Genomic DNA, 16,997 nt, shown 5'->3' with positions numbered 1-16,997 from the left:
AGTTGATTTACAGAATAAAGTTCCTGTTTAATAACCTGAAAAATAAAGCCTTATTACCAATAAATGCCAGAAAAGCGCGCTAACCCATTATTGCAGAATGAGTTTTCCTCTTTGACTGGCAGAAAATAAACCAATCACAACACACACGACACAACTGATGGGGAAGTTCGCATGAAAATGAGTAAAGGACGCGCATTATTGGCGGGCTGCGTCGCCCTGGCGATGAGCCACGCGGCACTGGCGAAAGACATCAAAATTGCCATCGTCGGCGCATCAACCGGTCCGGTCGCGCAGTACGGTGACATGCAGTTTACCGGTGCAGCGCAAGCCATTAAGGACATCAACGCCAAAGGCGGCGTAAACGGTGACAAACTGGTTGGCGTGGAATATGACGACGCCTGTGACCCAAAACAAGCGGTTGCGGTTGCCAACAAAGTGGTTAACGACGGCATTAAATACGTTATCGGCCATCTGTGCTCTTCTTCTACTCAACCTGCTTCAGACATCTATAACGACGAAGGCGTGCTGATGATTACCCCAGCCGCTACCGCACCCGAGCTGACTGCGCGTGGCTATGCTGACGTGCTGCGCACCACCGGCCTGGATTCCGATCAGGGCCCAACGGCGGCAACCTACATTCTCGATCACATCAAACCAAAGCGTATCGCTGTGGTGCATGACAAGCAGCAGTATGGTCAGGGCCTGGCGGAATCCGTACAGAAAACCCTGAAAGCCAAAGGCGGCAACGTGGTGCTGTTCGAAGGTATCACCGCCGGGGATAAAGACTTCTCCACGCTGATTGCGCGCCTGAAGAAAGAGAACGTGGATTTCGTTTACTACGGCGGCTACTACCCAGAGCTGGGCCAGATTCTGCGTCAGGCAAAATCGGCTGGCCTGAATGCCGGCTTCATGGGCCCAGAAGGCGTGGGCAACGCTTCATTGTCAAACATCGCGGGTGATGCATCGGAAGGCCTGTTTGTTACCCTGCCGAAGCGCTATGACCAGCTGCCAGAGAACAAGGCAATTGTGGATGCGATTAAAGCCAACACCGCGTCTAACCGCAAAGATCCCACCGGTCCGTTTGTCTGGACCACCTACGCCGCAATTCAGTCGCTGGTGGCGGGGATTGAACGCAGCAAGAGCGATGAGCCTGATGCGATTGCCAAGAACCTGAAAGAGGGCGCCGCCGTTCCAACCGTGATGGGCAACCTGAATTGGGATGAGAAAGGCGATCTGAAGGGCTTCGAATTTGGTGTCTTCAAATGGCACAAAGACGGCTCTTCTACTGCAGTTAAGTAATCCCCCAAAATTCCCTCTCCCGCACGCGGGGGAGGGAATTATTCAGCTCCAGAGCAGGTCTTCACTATGTCCGAGCAGTTTCTCTATTTCATTCAGCAGATGTTCAACGGGGTTACCCTCGGGAGCACCTACGCGCTGATCGCCATTGGTTACACCATGGTTTACGGCATTATCGGCATGATCAACTTCGCCCATGGCGAGGTGTACATGATCGGTAGCTATGTCTCCTTTATCGTGATTGCCGCCCTGATGATGATGGGCATTGATACTTCGTGGCTGATGATTGCCGCCGGTTTCGTGATGGCGGTGATCATCTCCAGCGCCTACGGCTGGAGCATCGAGCGCGTGGCGTATAAGCCGGTGCGATCGTCGAAGCGCCTGATCGCGCTAATCTCCGCCATCGGTATGTCGATCTTCCTGCAGAACTACGTCAGCCTGACGCAGGGTTCGCGCGATCTCGCGCTGCCAAGCCTGATCACCGGCCAATGGACGCTGGGTGAGAGCAACGGCTTTGCCGCCACGCTCTCCACCATGCAGCTGGTGATTTGGATTGTCACCTTCCTGTCGATGCTGGCGCTGACGCTGTTCATCCGCTATTCGCGCATGGGACGCGCCTGTCGCGCCTGTGCAGAAGACCTGAAAATGGCCAGCCTGCTGGGCATCAACACCGACCGCGTTATTTCACTCACCTTTGTGATTGGTGCGGCGATGGCGGCGGTGGCGGGCGTGTTGCTCGGTCAATTCTACGGCTCCATCAACCCGTTCATTGGCTTTATGGCTGGGATGAAAGCCTTCACTGCCGCGGTATTAGGCGGCATCGGCAGCATTCCTGGCGCGATGATTGGTGGCCTGGTGCTGGGCATTGCCGAAGCGCTGACCTCGGCCTATCTGTCGACCGAATATAAAGACGTGGTCTCCTTCGCGCTGCTGATTGTGGTGCTGCTGGTGATGCCAACCGGGATTCTTGGCCGTCCGGAGGTAGAGAAGGTATGAAACGCCTCGGTTTGGTCAACGCCGTGATCTCCACGGTGATGTTGTTGGTGCTCGCCACCTTTTTCATGGGCGTACGCCTCGATTTGGATGGCACCAAACTGGTGGTCGCCAATGCGGGCGCGGTACGCTGGAACTGGATCTTCATTGGCTGTGCGGTAGTGTTTGTCTTCCAGCTGCTGCGTCCGCTGGCGCAGGGCAAATTCAAACGCAGCGGCAAAGGGTTTGTCCTGCCAGGTTTTGATGGCTCAACGCCGAAGCAGAAATTGCTGATGGCGCTGGTGATCGCGGCGGCGGTGATTTGGCCGTTTCTGGTGTCGCGCGGCAGTGTGGATATCGCCACGCTGACGCTGATCTACGTGATGCTCGGCCTCGGTCTGAACGTGGTGGTGGGATTATCAGGATTGCTGGTGCTGGGCTACGGCGGTTTCTACGCCATCGGCGCTTACACCTTTGCCTTGCTCAACCACTATTACGGCTTTGGTTTCTGGGAAAGCCTGCCGCTGGCCGGTTTGGTGGCGGGCGCCTTTGGTTTGCTGCTCGGCTTCCCGGTGCTGCGCCTTCGCGGGGACTATCTGGCGATTGTGACGCTCGGCTTCGGCGAAATCGTACGCATTCTGCTGCTGAATAACACGGCGATCACCGGCGGCCCGAACGGTATCGCGCAGATTCCCAAGCCCAGCCTGTTTGGTCTGGAGTTTGGCCGCCGGGTCAGCGAAGGCGGCTGGAGCACCTTCCATGAGTTCTTTGGCCTGAAATACGATCCCAGCGACCGTGTAATTTTCCTCTATCTGGTGGCGCTGCTGCTGGTGGTGCTGACGCTATTCGTTATCAACCGCTTGCTGCGCATGCCGCTGGGCCGCGCGTGGGAAGCGCTGCGTGAAGATGAGATCGCCTGCCGTTCGCTTGGTCTGAGCCCAACGCGCATCAAACTGACCGCCTTCACCATCAGCGCCGTGTTTGCGGGCTTTGCGGGTACGCTGTTCGCCGCACGTCAGGGTTTCGTCAGCCCGGAATCCTTCACCTTCGTCGAATCGGCTTTTGTGCTGGCGATTGTGGTGCTGGGCGGCATGGGCTCGCAGCTGGCGGTGATCCTCGCAGCCATTCTGCTGGTGGTTTCGCGCGAGCTGATGCGTGATTTGAACGAATACAGCATGCTGGTGCTCGGTGGTTTGATGGTGCTGATGATGATCTGGCGTCCACAAGGTCTGCTACCAATGAAGCGTCCGCATCTGAAGATGAAAAGCAGTAAACAAGGAGAGCAGGCATGAGTCAGCCTTTATTAGCCGTTGAAGGCCTGATGATGCGCTTCGGCGGCCTGTTAGCCGTCAACAATGTGGCGCTTGAGCTGCATCCACAGGAAATCGTTTCGTTGATTGGCCCGAACGGCGCCGGTAAAACCACGGTGTTCAACTGCCTGACCGGTTTCTATAAACCAACCGGCGGCACCATCAAACTGCGCGATCAGCAGCTGCAGGGTTTGCCGGGCCAGAAGATTGCGCGTATGGGCATTGTGCGCACCTTCCAGCACGTGCGCCTGTTCCGCGAAATGACGGTGATTGAAAACCTGCTGGTGGCACAGCATCAGCACCTCAAAAGCGGCGTGTTCTCCGGTTTATTCAAAACCCCGGCTTTCCGTCGCGGTGAGAGCGACGCGCTGGATCGCGCGGCCACCTGGCTGGATCGCATCGGCTTGCTGGATCTCGCCAACCGCCAGGCGGGCAACCTCGCTTATGGCCAGCAGCGTCGTCTGGAAATTGCGCGCTGCATGGTAACGCGTCCGGAAATTCTGATGCTGGATGAACCGGCTGCCGGGCTTAACCCGCGTGAAACCCATGAGTTGGATGAGCTGATCGCCGAGCTGCGCGGTGAGCACAAGGTTTCCGTACTGCTAATTGAACACGATATGAAGCTGGTGATGGGCATTTCTGACCGCATTTACGTAGTGAATCAGGGAACGCCGCTGGCCAACGGTACGCCGGAAGAAGTGCGTAACAATCCGGATGTGATCCGTGCTTATTTAGGTGAGGCGTAACATGGCAAACCCGATTTTAACCTTGCAGAATGTCAGCGCCCATTACGGCCCGATCCAGGCGCTGCACAACATTAATCTGCACATCAATCAGGGCGAGATCGTTACCCTGATCGGTGCCAACGGCGCGGGTAAAACCACGCTGCTCGGCACCTTGTGCGGTGAACCGCGCGCCACCAGCGGCAACATTACCTTTGATGGCAAAGAGATCACCGACTGGCAAACGGCGAAAATCATGCGTGAAGCGATCGCCATCGTGCCGGAAGGGCGTCGGGTGTTTTCGCGTATGACGGTAGAAGAGAACCTGGCGATGGGCGGCTTCTTCGCTACGCGGCAGCAGTATCAGGAACGTATCGATCGCGTCTATCAGCTGTTTTCACGCCTGGCAGAACGTAAAGCACAGCGCGCGGGCACCATGTCCGGCGGTGAGCAGCAGATGCTGGCCATTGGCCGTGCGCTGATGAGCCAGCCGCGTTTGCTGCTGCTGGATGAACCGTCGCTGGGACTCGCCCCGATTATCATTCAGCAGATCTTTGACACCATTGAGCAACTGCGCAAAGAGGGCATGACCATCTTCCTCGTCGAGCAGAACGCCAATCAGGCGCTGAAGCTGGCGGATCGCGGTTATGTGCTGGAGAATGGCCACGTGGTGCTTGAAGACAGCGGCGAAGCGCTGCTATCCAATGAAGCCGTGCGGAGTGCTTATTTAGGCGCATAACCCCCGGTCGGCATGAATGCCGACCCTACACGATTTTGTAGGGTCGCCATTTATGGCGACTTAAACTCCAATCAAACCTTATCCCGCTGTCACATCCCCGTCATAAACCTGTTATTAATCCGTCATTTCCCCGTGTCATGTTACGTCGCGAACAAAAAAATGCGCGAATTCGCGCGTAGCTAACAGCACAGGAAAAACCTTATGTCCGCTTTTACGCTTCGTCCCCGCCTGATGAGTGTCGTGCTCGGTCTGGCGCTCAGCGGTAATGCGCTGGCTGCAACTGAGATCCCTTTCTGGCACTCAATGGAAGGCGAGTTAGGCAAAGAAGTTGATTCTCTGGCACAACGTTTTAACCAGGCTCATCCAGAATATAAAATCGTCCCGACTTACAAAGGTAACTATGAGCAAAGCCTGGCAGCGGGCATCGCCGCGGTGCGCTCGGGTAAAGCGCCCGCACTGCTGCAGGTGTATGAAGTCGGTACCGCGACCATGATGGCATCGAAAGCGATTGTGCCGGTCAATGAAGTATTTAAAAACGCTGGCGTGCAGATGGATCCGCAGCAGTTCGTACCAGCCGTTGCGGGTTACTACAGCGACAGCAAAGGCCAGCTGATTTCTCAGCCGTTCAACAGCTCCACGCCGGTGCTCTATTACAACAAAGACGCGTTCAAAAAAGCTGGCCTGAATCCGGATCAGCCACCGAAAACCTGGCAGGAGCTGGCAAAAGATGCCGAAGCGCTGCGTAAAGCGGGCCTGACCTGTGGTTACGCCAGCGGCTGGCAGGGTTGGATTCAGATTGAAAACTTCAGCGCCTGGCATGCGCTGCCGGTGGCCAGTAAAAATAACGGCTTTGACGGCACCGATGCGGTATTGGAATTCAATAAGCCCGTGCAGGTGCGCCACATCGAAATGCTGGAAGCGATGAACAAGAAGGGCGATTTCACCTACTTCGGTCGTAAGGATGAATCCACCGCCAAGTTTTACAACGGCGATTGCGGCATCACCACCGCCTCTTCCGGTTCGCTGGCCGACATCAAACACTACGCCAAATTTAACTTCGGCGTGGGCATGATGCCGTACGATGAAACCGTACCGAACGCCCCGCAGAACGCCATCATTGGTGGCGCGAGCCTGTGGGTGATGAAAGGCAAAGATGCCAACACCTACAAAGGCGCGGCGGAGTTTATGAAGTTCCTCGCACAGCCGGAAATTGCCGCTGAATGGCACCAGAAAACCGGTTATCTGCCGATCACCACCGCCGCCTATGAGCTGACTAAACAGCAGGGCTTCTACGACAAGAACCCAGGCGCAGACATCGCCACGCGTCAGATGCTGAACAAAGATCCGCTCCCGTTCACCAAAGGCATGCGTCTGGGCAATATGCCACAGATTCGTACCATCGTGGATGAAGAGCTGGAAGGCGTGTGGACCGGCAAACAGACACCACAAGCCGCGCTGGATAACGCGGTGAAACGCGGTAACGAACTGCTGCGCCGTTTTGAGCAGCAAGTGAAGTAAACGCTGTCATCTCGGGGCCGACGTTTGACGTTCGCCCCGATTTCTCTCTTTGATTGAGCCTGCTATGTCCTCATCGCGCCCCGTATTTCGCTCCCGTTTTCTGCCCTATTTGCTGGTGCTACCGCAGCTGGTGATTACGGCCATTTTCTTCCTGTGGCCCGCCGGTGAAGCTCTGTGGTATTCGCTGCAAAGCATTGATCCTTTTGGCATCTCCAGCACCTTCGTGGGTTTGGCGAACTTTAAGCGTCTGTTCAATGACGAATACTATCTGGCATCGTTCTGGACCACCATTGAGTTCAGTGCGCTGGTGACGATTTGCGGCATGACTTTTTCCCTGCTGCTGGCGGCGCTGGTGGATTACGTCATTCGCCTGCGTAAGCTGTATCAAACGTTGCTGCTGCTGCCGTACGCGGTCGCGCCGGTGGTGGCGGCAGTGCTGTGGATGTTCCTGTTCAATCCAGGGCTAGGGTTATTCAGCCACCTGCTGAACCAAATGGGCTACAACTGGAACTATGCGCAAAACAGCGGCCAGGCGATGTTCCTGATTGTACTGGCGTCGATCTGGCAGCAAATGAGCTACAACTTCCTGTTTTTCTTCGCGGCGTTACAGTCAATTCCCAAATCGCTGGTGGAAGCCGCCGCCATCGACGGTGCCGGTCCGGTGCGCCGTTTCTTTAATTTGTCGCTGCCGCTGATTACGCCGGTAAGTTTTTTCCTGCTGGTAGTGAATTTGGTTTACGCCTTCTTCGATACCTTCCCGGTGATCGATGCCGCAACCGGCGGCGGCCCGGTACAGGCGACCACTACGCTTATCTACAAAATCTATCGCGAAGGCTTCACCGGGCTGGATCTCTCCTCCTCTGCGGCGCAGTCGGTGGTGCTGATGCTGCTGGTGATTGGCCTGACTATCCTGCAATTCCGCTTTGTCGAGCGTAAGGTGCAATACCAATGATTGAGAATCGACGCGGGCTGGATATCTTCAGCCATACCTTGCTGGTGCTGGGCGTGCTGACCATTCTGTTCCCGCTTTATATCGCCTTTGTGGCGGCGACGCTGGATAACGAGGCGGTGTATCAGGTGCCAATGACGCTGGTACCGGGATCGCATCTGTGGGAGAACATCTCGCGCATCTGGACGCACGGCGTCAACGGCAATGGTCCGGCATTTGGCATGATGATGCTTAACAGCCTGCTGATGGCGCTCGGCATTACCGTCGGCAAAATCACCGTCTCAATGCTCTCCGCCTTCGCGCTGGTGTGGTTCCGTTTCCCGCTGCGCTCGCTGTTTTTCTGGCTGATTTTCATCACGCTGATGCTGCCGGTTGAAGTGCGTATTTTCCCGACGGTGGAAGTGATTTCGACGCTGAATATGCTCGACAGCTACAGCGGTTTGACGCTGCCGCTGATGGCGTCCGCTACCGCCACCTTCCTGTTCCGCCAGTTCTTTATGTCGCTGCCGGACGAGCTGATAGAGGCGGCGCGTATCGACGGCGCCAGCCCGATGCGCTTCTTCTGGGACATTGTGTTGCCGCTATCCAAAACCAATCTCGCCGCGCTGTTTGTGATCACCTTTATTTATGGTTGGAACCAATATCTTTGGCCGCTGCTGATCATCAACGACGCCAGCCTCAGCACTGCGGTAGCGGGAGTGAAAAGCATGATCAACACCAGCGGTGGCCCAACGCAATGGAATGAAGTGATGGCGGCAATGTTATTAACCCTGATTCCACCGGTGGTGGTGGTACTTGTGATGCAACGTGCCTTTGTGCGTGGCCTGGTGGAGAGTGATAAATAAATGGCAGGCGTAACCCTTCAGACCGTTACCAAATCGTATGACGGCAAAAATCAGATCATTCAGCCACTGAATATCACCATCAACGATGGCGAATTTATGGTGATGGTGGGGCCTTCCGGCTGCGGCAAATCGACGCTGCTACGCATGGTGGCGGGGCTTGAACGCGTATCGTCTGGCGATATCTATATCGACGACAAACGCGTCACCAACATGGAGCCGAAAGATCGCGGCATCGCCATGGTGTTCCAGAACTACGCGCTCTATCCGCATATGACGGTGGGCGAAAACATGGCCTATGGCCTGAAAATTCGTGGCATGGGCAAAGTGCAGATCGCGCAGCGGGTGATGGACGCGGCGCGCAGCCTGGAGTTGGATCATCTGCTGCATCGCCGTCCGCGCGAGCTGTCGGGCGGACAACGCCAGCGCGTGGCGATGGGCCGCGCCATCGTACGTGAACCGGCGGTGTTCCTGTTTGATGAGCCTTTATCGAATCTGGATGCGCGCCTGCGCGTGCAGATGCGTCTGGAGCTGCAACAGCTGCATCGCCGCTTGAAAACCACCAGCATCTACGTGACGCACGATCAGGTTGAGGCGATGACGCTGGCGCAGCGCGTGATGGTGATGAACAAAGGGGTGGTGGAGCAGGTGGGTACGCCGGTGGAAGTTTACGAACGTCCGGCCAGCCAGTTTGTTGCCTCCTTTATCGGCGCGCCGGCCATGAACCTGCTGCCGGGTCAAATTAACAGCGATGGCACGCGCTTTACGCTGGATGCACTTAACAGTTTGTTGCTGGGTGAGAGTAAAGCCAAATGGGCCAACCGCCCGCTAACGCTCGGCATTCGTCCGGAACATATTCAGCTCAGCAGTCGCGATGCCGGCGGTATTCCGCTGGTGGTCGAGACGCTGGAGATGCTCGGTGCCGATAATCTGGCGCATGGCCGCATTGGCAACGCGCGCATGGTGGTGCGTTTGCCACACAGCGAACGTCCGCAGGCGGGCAGCACCTTATGGCTGCATCTGCCGTCAGATGCGTTACACTTCTTCGATTCAACCTATGGAAAGCGTCTGGAATGAGTCAACACAACTGGCCTTACCCGCACATTGTTGCGCATCGCGGGGGCGGAAAACTGGCCCCGGAAAATACCCTCGCGGCGATTGATGTCGGCGCGCAGCATGGTCATACCATGATCGAGTTTGATGCCAAACTATCGGAAGATAAGCAAATTTTCCTGCTGCATGATGACACGCTCGATCGCACCAGCAATGGCTGGGGCGTGGCCGGCGATCTGTCGTGGCACAAGTTGTCACAGCTGGATGCCGGCGCTTGGTTTAGCCGTGATTATGAAGGCGAGCCGCTGGCGCTGCTGAGCGAAGTGGCAGAACGTTGCCGCCAGCATCAGATGATGGCGAACATTGAGATCAAACCGACCACCGGTAAAGACGTTGAAACCGGCCGCAACGTGGCGCTGGCCGCGCGTGAACTGTGGCAAGGACAAACGGCGCCGTTGCTATCCTCGTTCTCTTACGCCGCGCTGGAAGCGGCAATGCAGGCGGCACCAGAGCTGCCGCGTGGTTTGCTGCTGGATACGTGGCCTGACAACTGGCAGGCGCTGACTGCGGCACTGGATTGCGTGTCGATCCACCTGAATCACAAATTACTCGATGCCGAACGCACCGCGCAGCTGAAAGCGGCCGGTTTGCATATTCTGGTGTATACCGTGAATCAGCCCGCACGGGCGCGCGAGCTGCTGAGCTGGGGCGTCGACGCCATCTGCACCGATAGCATCGACATTATTGGTCCTGATTTCCGCTAGTTTTGCTGCTGTTTTTGGCCCGGCTGCGATTGAATCACCTGCTGCTGGGCACTGTTCCGCTGTTCCTGCACTTTGCGCTGCACGTCCTGGCTCTGCTGCTGTTGATCCTGCTGCAGCTTGCGCTTCTGCTGTTGCTGCTGATTCTGCATTTGCGACTGCATACGCTGCTGGCTCGGGTTGTAGCCGGGCTGATTCGGGTCGTTAGTGCTGTTCAAGGTATTCGCCATGCTGCTTAACGGCAGCAATGCTGCGATCATAATTAGCCATTTGTTTTTGTTCATGGTCTTCCTCCATCAATGCAGCCTGCTGCTGTGTGGTGTTATTGCCTGACTGGCAACAACGGCTACTTGTATAAGTTTATGCTATATCTCAAACACCTCTTCCAGGAGTGCGCCTAATTTAACTTTACTGCTACTCTTTTTACTGTGTTTGCAAACACTTGCATCAATTGATAACAAATGTAAATAACTTAAAAAGGGTGGTAGCAGGATGAGAATTAAGAGCAACCTACGTCAGCTCAGTTGGGCGTTGCTGATGAGTTTTACCGTCGTGCAGGGGGGACAAGCCGCGCCAGCCAATGCGCCGCCGGTCTCTTACGGCATTGATAGCGATACCTTTCATCCGGTGAAAGCCAAACATGGCATGGTCGCATCGGTTGATGCGATGGCGACCGAAGTGGGTGTTGATATTCTCAGGCAGGGCGGTAACGCGGTAGATGCGGCAGTCGCGGTAGGCTTTGCGCTGGCGGTGACGCATCCGCAGGCCGGTAACCTTGGCGGTGGCGGCTTTATGCTGCTGCGTACCGCGTCCGGCCGCACCACCGCAATCGATTTCCGCGAAATGGCTCCGGCGCGAGCTTCGCGCGATATGTTCCTTGATAAGCAGGGCAATGCGGATAGTAAGTTATCACTCACTTCTCATTTAGCTTCTGGCACGCCAGGCACCGTTGCCGGGTTTGCGCTGGCCGCGCAGAAATATGGCACCTTGCCGCTGAGCACTTTGCTGGCCCCGGCGATCAAACTGGCACGTGACGGCATCGTGGTTAATGATGCGCTGGCTGACGATCTCGCCACCTACGGCAAAGAGACGCTGATTAACCACGACAACAGCCGGGCGATTTTCTACAAAGCGGACGGCCAGCCGTATCAGAAAGGCGAACGGCTGGTGCAGAAGAATCTCGCGCGTAGCCTGCAGCTGATTGCCCAGCAAGGGCCGGATGCGTTCTATAAAGGTACAATTGCCGATGAAATTGCCGGTGAAATGGCGCAGCACGACGGATTGATTGGCAAGCCGGATCTGGCTGCCTACCGTGCCGTGGAGCGCAAGCCGGTCAGCGGCACCTATCGCGGCTATGAAGTCTTCTCCATGCCGCCGCCGTCGTCCGGCGGGATTCACATCGTACAAATCCTTAATATTCTGGAAAACTTCGATCTGGCGAAATGGGGCTTTGGTAGCGCCGATGCGATGCAGGTGATGGCGGAGGCGGAAAAATATGCTTATGCCGACCGTTCAGAATATCTTGGCGATCCTGATTTCGTTAACGTGCCGCAGCAGGCGCTAACCAGCAAAGCCTATGCCAAAACGCTGGCGCAGCAAATTGACGTGAATAAAGCGCGCCCCTCCAGCGAGATCAAACCGGGCAAGCTGGCACCCTATGAAAGCAATCAAACCACGCACTTTTCCGTAGTGGATAAAGACGGCAACGCGGTAGCGGTCACCTATACGCTGAATACCTATTTCGGCAGCGGCATCGTGGCCGGAGAGAGCGGCATCCTGATGAACAATGAAATGGATGACTTCTCGGCGAAACCGGGCACGCCAAACGTGTATGGCTTAGTAGGTGGCGAGGCGAATGCGGTACAACCGGCCAAACGTCCGCTGTCATCAATGTCGCCCACCATCGTGGCGAAAGACGGCAAAACCTGGTTAGTCACCGGTAGCCCGGGCGGTAGCCGTATTATCACCACCGTGCTGCAAATGGTGGTGAACAGCATTGATTTTGGTATGAACGTGGCAGAAGCCACCAATGCACCGCGTTTCCATCATCAGTGGTTGCCGGATCAGCTGCGCGTAGAAAAAGGTTTTAGTCCCGATACGCTGCGCCTGCTGGAAAGCAAAGGTCAGCATGTGAAGGTGATGCCAGCCATGGGCAGCACGCAGAGCATTATGATTGGGCCGGATGGCACGCGCTATGGCGCCTCGGATCCGCGTTCAGTGGATGATTTGAGCGCGGGTTATTAAAAACGGTTGGTAAAAGCCAATCAGCCGTTTAGTAAACCATAAAAAATGCCAGTCAGTTTTGCTGACTGGCAGAATGGTAAATTAGTGGGTCTAATTAAAGTAGACGCAGGTGTATTATTTTACGCAAACATACTCTACACCCGCGAAGTTGGTGAGATCACCTTTTTCTCCATTGTTACGGTATAAATCAATTGCTTTACTGTTCCAATAATCTGAGACCCTCAGCCAGGCATTCGTATATTCACTTGATACTTTTTTATCGCGGAAGTCGCCACCATTTTGGAGGAAGGCTAATCCTTCTTTTGAACTAAGTACATGTCCTTGACCATAAATATTACAGTAGTTCTGTGCAGTACTTAAATTATCGGTATTGTGATCGCTAACCATTGACCAGTAATAAACGCCATTCAGTTTAAATACGGTACGAATAATAACGTCACGAGTTTGATTATTCACGCTTGTGCTGGCGCTTATCGTCGCTGTGATATTGCTCTGCTCCATATAGTCCATCCCATTCAGCGTTATTTCGGCTTTACCTGAATCATCCGTATTAGAAACTGGCGCGCTCAATGTAGAAAGCGTGGTTGTCCATTGCACAGGATAATTGGCGACTTTATTACCGTTTGCATCTTCAACGATTGCCGTCAGGATGGCGGTATCGTGGCTGTTGCCGGTAATTTTCACTTTATTACTGGTGAGGGTTTTGATCTGGGCCGTCGTCACATCAGCGGTGAAAGTCACGTTCGCCGCATTCACATTGTTTCCACCACTCAGAGCAGCATTCAGGATGGCATCACCTGACACTTTACTACTCAGTTGAATAGTGGCTTCGCCCGCTCCGTTTGTGCTGCTGCTGGTTGCACTCAGATCGCCACGATTGGTCTTCCAGTTTACCTTAATGTTTGGCAGCGGATTGCCGTGAGCATCTTTAACCTGTGCGGTGTAGGTAACCGCTTCAGTACCATTCGCAATCACGGTCGTTTTGTCAGCTTTCACCTCGCTATCCAGAGCGGCCGTACTGTTATCGGCAATAAAGGTCACCGCAGTTGCAGGAGTGGCGGCACCCTTGTTAACGGCGGCGCTTACCACGGCCGTGCCTGCTAAGGTACTCGAAAGCTGGATGGTTGCCTTGCCTGCCTGATCGGTATTACTGCTATTGCTTTTCAGATCGCCATGATCGCTGGTCCAGCTAACGGCGATGCCCTGAACAGGGTTGCCGTGTGCATCTTCGACCTGCGCCGTATAGGTAACGGCTTCATTGCCATTGGCAATAGCACTGCTCTTATCGGCCTGAAGGTTGCCGCTACCAATTGTGGCACTAGCCTGATCGGCTGAGAAGCTCACGGCTTGCGCATTTATCGCCGCTTTATTGTTAACCGTTGCGCTAACGATGGCATCACCGGCGGCGGTACTGCTCAGATGGACTTCGGCTTTACCTGCATTATCCGTCGTGCTGCTGGACACATTGAGGTTACCGCGATCGCTACTCCAGCTAACCGCCATACCGACGACAGGATTACCTTGAGCATCTTTAACGAGCGCACTGTACGTGATGGCATCGCTGCCATTGGCCACTGCGTTCGTTTTGTCTGCTGTCAGGTCGTTGGTACCGATGCTAGCGCTGCTGCTATCGGCGATAAAGGTAACGATAGGTGCGTTTGTGACGGCACCATTATTTACCGATGCGCTGATGGTGGCCGTTCCAGCTCGTGTGCTGCTCAGCGTCACGCTGGTGTTGCCATCCTTATCCGTTACCGTGCTGTTTTTATCCAGATTGCCGCGATCGTTCGCCCAGCTGATAGTGGCGCCTGTGACCGGGTTGCCATGCGCATCTTTGGCTTGTGCAGTATAAGTAACGGTATCGATGCCATTCGCCAGGGCGCTGGTTTTACTGGCTTTAAGGTCATCTTTCCCCAGTTGGGCACTTGAACTGTCGGCGACAAAAATAACCGAGGTTGCTTTGACTTCTGCTGCGCCATTAACCGAAGCGGCGAGCGTAGCCAACCCTGCCTGGGTGCTGGTCAGATTTACAGTGGCTTTACCATTGGCATCAGTACTGCTGTCAGCGCTACTTAGTTTGCCTAAATCCGTCGTCCATTTGACGTTAGCTGCGGGAATTGGGTTGCCATTGGCATCTTTCACCAGCGCGGTATAAATAATCGGGCTAGCACCATTTGCGGGCGCATCGTTACGATCGTGAGTGAGATCGCCCTGATCGATGACGGCAGAAGAATTGTCTGCAATGAAGCGACTTTCGACCTGGGTACTCCCGCCATTGGCGGTTTTGGCCATGACCGTTACCGTTTCAGCGACGGTATTAGTAAACAGTAGGTTGGCATAACCTTGATTATCACTGATAACGTTTAGACTTCCGCTGTTCACAACCTGTGCGGAGCCGCTCAGGCTAAAGGTGACGTTGATTCCCGCTACTGGGTTTCCGCTGGCATCCGTTACGCGCGCACGTACTCGATTCTCGCTTTTGCCATTCGCGATAGTTGCGTCCTGCTCTAACTTGAGATCGCCGTCCTGAACGACCGCTGAATCGGCATCACTGATTTGCTGTATGGAAAGAGCAGGTAATGCCTGGGCGTTCACCGTGGTAGCAATATTTAAGGTTGCCACGCGCGTTCCAGCGGTTATCAACGCAATATAGCTGCCATCAGTTTGTTCACTGATTTCTCCAATTGAGGCAGGTACTGCAGGAACCTGTACAGCCTGTGTTTTAATACGGCTGGTTTTCGCAGTGGAAATATCTTCTTTGAGCGCGACTTTAATATCTGCCGCCATTCCCCGAATAGGTTGCGAACTATCATCAATGAGTTTAATCACCAGCTGCGTAGTGGCGCTGCCATTGGCGATAATGGAATTTGCAGCGCTGCCCACGCTACTGTTTTTCATACTCAAGGCAGGCGGAGTGACTTTAATCGTGGTATAGGCGGCTTTAGAAACATTACCGCGTGTATCGTGAGCAATACCGCTAAACGCATAGCTGTTGGCACTACCGGCAAGATATTTCGGTAAGGCCAGCTGATAACTGCCGTTACCTTGATCGATGACTTTGCCGCCTGCCGCTACGAGCGCGGCGTCATTCCATACAACGGTGGAAAAACCATATTTTCCCTGTGTTTTATAAACGAGTGGAATAACCTTGCTGCTTTCACCGGTAATTTCAGCCGCCATGAATAAATCAATTAGCTGTTGTTTGCGATACTCAAGCACAATGTTGTTATTACGCTCAACCAGATCCATTGCACTGCCAGCCAGCGTGCGTTTATCACCCACTCGAGTGGGATCAATCTGTGAAGCCAGAGATTGGCCAAGTTGCCAGGATAATTGCAATCCGAATGCCGTCTCACTATTTTGACCGCCTTTTTTATGATCGGCAGTGAAAGAGATGAGGGGAATCGGCGTCCAGCTCAATCCTGCGGTAACAGCATCCGGGTTACGCTGACGCTTATCTTTACCGAACAGTGCGACTTCATCACCATAATACTTCTCATACATCATACGTCCGCCAAGCGCGGGATAGGCAGGGAGCCAGGCTTCAGCACGCAGATCAAAACCGTTAGCCGGGCGCGCATCATAATCGGTAACATCGCCGGAATTACGCCAGTCAGAAAGACGCCAATAACCGTTACCCGAGAGTTTGACGTAATCGCGCCACGCTTCCACGCCGGTGCCCAATCGTTTATGGCCACGGCTGATATTCTGATCGTAGAAAGCGTTATAGCCAAACATCCATTCATCCACAAAATGACGCATGCCTAGCCCCATATTGCCGGTTAACTCACCGTCAACCTGGCGAAAACCACCTTGGGTGAAGAACAGGTGTTCGTTGCTTTTATCCAGCGGCAGCAAGAGGTCCACGGCCCCACTGCGAGGCGTAAAATGCTGATTGGCGTTTAATTCAATGCGTGCGGTGCCAAAATTCTGCAACCACTGTTGCAGCTGCTGCGTCATCAAGCTGGACGCCTGTTGCGTGGCCAGTCCATTAAAGTTGCCGGATTGCGCAGCCTGACCGAGGGTATTCAGCTGTCCCGCAGCGGCGTTCAGTGGTGAATCATCTGCAGATAAGGGTTTTTCAGCTCTTGCGCTATTAATCCAGAGCGGAGAAATCGACATGCCGATTTGCACGGCGATTTGTAAATAAGCCAGAGGTTTAAGCCAGCCTTTCGTGGCTTTTTTTCTAATCGTATCCATGATGAGAACCTGGTATCCAAAAAATAAGAAGTGAAGGGAATTTCCAGGTGAAAGTTTAAGAGCGATGAACAAGGAATCTTGTAAAGAAATGTCTTGAAAATTTGGCAGAGAGGATGAAGTAGAGGCAGGTTATTACTTAACAATGCGCAATAAATTGCGCCGCTACGGTATGTGCACGCAGTTGTAGCGGCGCGGTTCTGGTTGGCTGTACATGCGCGATAATGCGGCGGCATCTTCGGGAATAGCATGGCGAATGACGATCTGACTCATCGAGCGGCTCCTTGGGCAAAATGGTTAAAATCCCCTTTAACATCAAGGAATTCTCAATTAACGTCAATGCAAAATAATTCGCGAAAGGGGTTTACAGACGCGAATGATAATGATTATTATT

At 54.3% G+C, this 16,997-nt stretch carries 13 protein-coding genes; 11 read left to right on the top strand and 2 right to left on the bottom strand.

Features of this window, described 5'->3' with window-relative positions:
• Window positions 1-171 precede the first annotated feature (171 nt).
• The 10 genes from CRO19_RS07305 to ugpQ all read left to right on the top strand — a co-directional run bounded on the left by CRO19_RS07305 (window position 172) and on the right by ugpQ (window position 10,165).
• Window positions 172-1,299, top strand: coding sequence for a branched-chain amino acid ABC transporter substrate-binding protein (locus tag CRO19_RS07305; protein ID WP_061718403.1), 1,128 nt, complete (start codon window positions 172-174; stop codon window positions 1,297-1,299).
• A 66-nt stretch (window positions 1,300-1,365) separates the two neighbouring features.
• Complete coding sequence (livH, locus tag CRO19_RS07300; protein WP_097095255.1) at window positions 1,366-2,292, top strand: high-affinity branched-chain amino acid ABC transporter permease LivH; 927 nt, start codon at window positions 1,366-1,368, stop codon at window positions 2,290-2,292.
• Complete coding sequence (locus CRO19_RS07295; RefSeq protein WP_097095254.1) at window positions 2,289-3,560, top strand: high-affinity branched-chain amino acid ABC transporter permease LivM; 1,272 nt, start codon at window positions 2,289-2,291, stop codon at window positions 3,558-3,560. Before livH ends, CRO19_RS07295 begins: the two co-directional genes overlap by 4 nt.
• The gene (livG, locus tag CRO19_RS07290) at window positions 3,557-4,324 is read left to right on the top strand and encodes a high-affinity branched-chain amino acid ABC transporter ATP-binding protein LivG (RefSeq protein WP_097095253.1); all 768 of its coding nucleotides are present in this window, start codon (window positions 3,557-3,559) and stop codon (window positions 4,322-4,324) included. Before CRO19_RS07295 ends, livG begins: the two co-directional genes overlap by 4 nt.
• 1 nt (window position 4,325) lies before the next feature.
• A complete protein-coding gene (gene livF / locus CRO19_RS07285) occupies window positions 4,326-5,039 on the top strand; it encodes a high-affinity branched-chain amino acid ABC transporter ATP-binding protein LivF (protein WP_097095252.1) in 714 nt (237 codons plus the stop codon).
• Window positions 5,040-5,240: 201 nt separating this feature from the next.
• Complete coding sequence (gene ugpB / locus CRO19_RS07280) at window positions 5,241-6,557, top strand: sn-glycerol-3-phosphate ABC transporter substrate-binding protein UgpB (protein WP_097095251.1); 1,317 nt, start codon at window positions 5,241-5,243, stop codon at window positions 6,555-6,557.
• A gap of 64 nt (window positions 6,558-6,621) precedes the next feature.
• Window positions 6,622-7,509 (top strand): sn-glycerol-3-phosphate ABC transporter permease UgpA, encoded by an 888-nt coding sequence (gene ugpA, locus CRO19_RS07275; protein ID WP_049851264.1) that lies wholly within the window; start codon window positions 6,622-6,624, stop codon window positions 7,507-7,509.
• Entirely contained in the window at window positions 7,506-8,351 is an 846-nt protein-coding gene (gene ugpE / locus CRO19_RS07270; protein WP_097095250.1) for a sn-glycerol-3-phosphate ABC transporter permease UgpE, read from the top strand. The genes ugpA and ugpE overlap by 4 nt, the downstream gene beginning before the upstream one ends.
• The gene (locus CRO19_RS07265; RefSeq protein WP_097095249.1) at window positions 8,352-9,425 is read left to right on the top strand and encodes a sn-glycerol-3-phosphate import ATP-binding protein UgpC; all 1,074 of its coding nucleotides are present in this window, start codon (window positions 8,352-8,354) and stop codon (window positions 9,423-9,425) included.
• Window positions 9,422-10,165: a glycerophosphodiester phosphodiesterase gene (ugpQ, locus tag CRO19_RS07260; RefSeq protein ID WP_097095248.1), complete on the top strand. Its 744-nt coding sequence runs from the start codon at window positions 9,422-9,424 to the stop codon at window positions 10,163-10,165. The genes CRO19_RS07265 and ugpQ overlap by 4 nt, the downstream gene beginning before the upstream one ends.
• Here ugpQ and CRO19_RS07255 read toward each other — a convergent pair.
• On the bottom strand, window positions 10,162-10,446 hold the full coding sequence (locus tag CRO19_RS07255) for a DUF2756 domain-containing protein (protein WP_097095247.1): 285 nt from the start codon (window positions 10,444-10,446) through the stop codon (window positions 10,162-10,164). The two genes, ugpQ and CRO19_RS07255, sit on opposite strands and share 4 nt — an antisense overlap.
• A 208-nt stretch (window positions 10,447-10,654) precedes the next feature.
• Here CRO19_RS07255 and ggt point away from each other — a divergent pair, with 208 nt between their 5' ends.
• Entirely contained in the window at window positions 10,655-12,406 is a 1,752-nt protein-coding gene (gene ggt, locus CRO19_RS07250) for a gamma-glutamyltransferase (protein ID WP_097095246.1), read from the top strand.
• A gap of 114 nt (window positions 12,407-12,520) precedes the next feature.
• Here ggt and CRO19_RS07245 read toward each other — a convergent pair whose 3' ends face one another.
• Entirely contained in the window at window positions 12,521-16,606 is a 4,086-nt protein-coding gene (locus CRO19_RS07245) for an Ig-like domain-containing protein (protein WP_097095245.1), read from the bottom strand.
• Window positions 16,607-16,997 lie beyond the last annotated feature (391 nt).

Source organism: Candidatus Pantoea floridensis, from assembly GCF_900215435.1.
Taxonomy (GTDB): domain Bacteria; phylum Pseudomonadota; class Gammaproteobacteria; order Enterobacterales; family Enterobacteriaceae; genus Pantoea; species Pantoea floridensis.
Note: the sequence above shows the minus strand (reverse complement) of the source record. Positions and strands in the feature narration are given on the sequence as shown.

Excerpts from the sequence above, each read along its gene's own strand:
- CRO19_RS07265 (WP_097095249.1), top strand. The coding sequence starts at position 8,352 with ATGGCAGGCGTAACCCTTCAGACCGTTACCAAATCGTATGACGGCAAA.
- ugpE (WP_097095250.1), top strand. The coding sequence starts at position 7,506 with ATGATTGAGAATCGACGCGGGCTGGATATCTTCAGCCATACCTTGCTG.
- ugpA (WP_049851264.1), top strand. The coding sequence starts at position 6,622 with ATGTCCTCATCGCGCCCCGTATTTCGCTCCCGTTTTCTGCCCTATTTG.
- CRO19_RS07305 (WP_061718403.1), top strand. The coding sequence starts at position 172 with ATGAAAATGAGTAAAGGACGCGCATTATTGGCGGGCTGCGTCGCCCTG.
- CRO19_RS07245 (WP_097095245.1), bottom strand. The coding sequence starts at position 16,606 with ATGGATACGATTAGAAAAAAAGCCACGAAAGGCTGGCTTAAACCTCTG.
- livG (WP_097095253.1), top strand. The coding sequence starts at position 3,557 with ATGAGTCAGCCTTTATTAGCCGTTGAAGGCCTGATGATGCGCTTCGGC.
- CRO19_RS07295 (WP_097095254.1), top strand. The coding sequence starts at position 2,289 with ATGAAACGCCTCGGTTTGGTCAACGCCGTGATCTCCACGGTGATGTTG.
- livF (WP_097095252.1), top strand. The coding sequence starts at position 4,326 with ATGGCAAACCCGATTTTAACCTTGCAGAATGTCAGCGCCCATTACGGC.
- livH (WP_097095255.1), top strand. The coding sequence starts at position 1,366 with ATGTCCGAGCAGTTTCTCTATTTCATTCAGCAGATGTTCAACGGGGTT.
- ugpB (WP_097095251.1), top strand. The coding sequence starts at position 5,241 with ATGTCCGCTTTTACGCTTCGTCCCCGCCTGATGAGTGTCGTGCTCGGT.
- ggt (WP_097095246.1), top strand. The coding sequence starts at position 10,655 with ATGAGAATTAAGAGCAACCTACGTCAGCTCAGTTGGGCGTTGCTGATG.
- ugpQ (WP_097095248.1), top strand. The coding sequence starts at position 9,422 with ATGAGTCAACACAACTGGCCTTACCCGCACATTGTTGCGCATCGCGGG.
- CRO19_RS07255 (WP_097095247.1), bottom strand. The coding sequence starts at position 10,446 with ATGAACAAAAACAAATGGCTAATTATGATCGCAGCATTGCTGCCGTTA.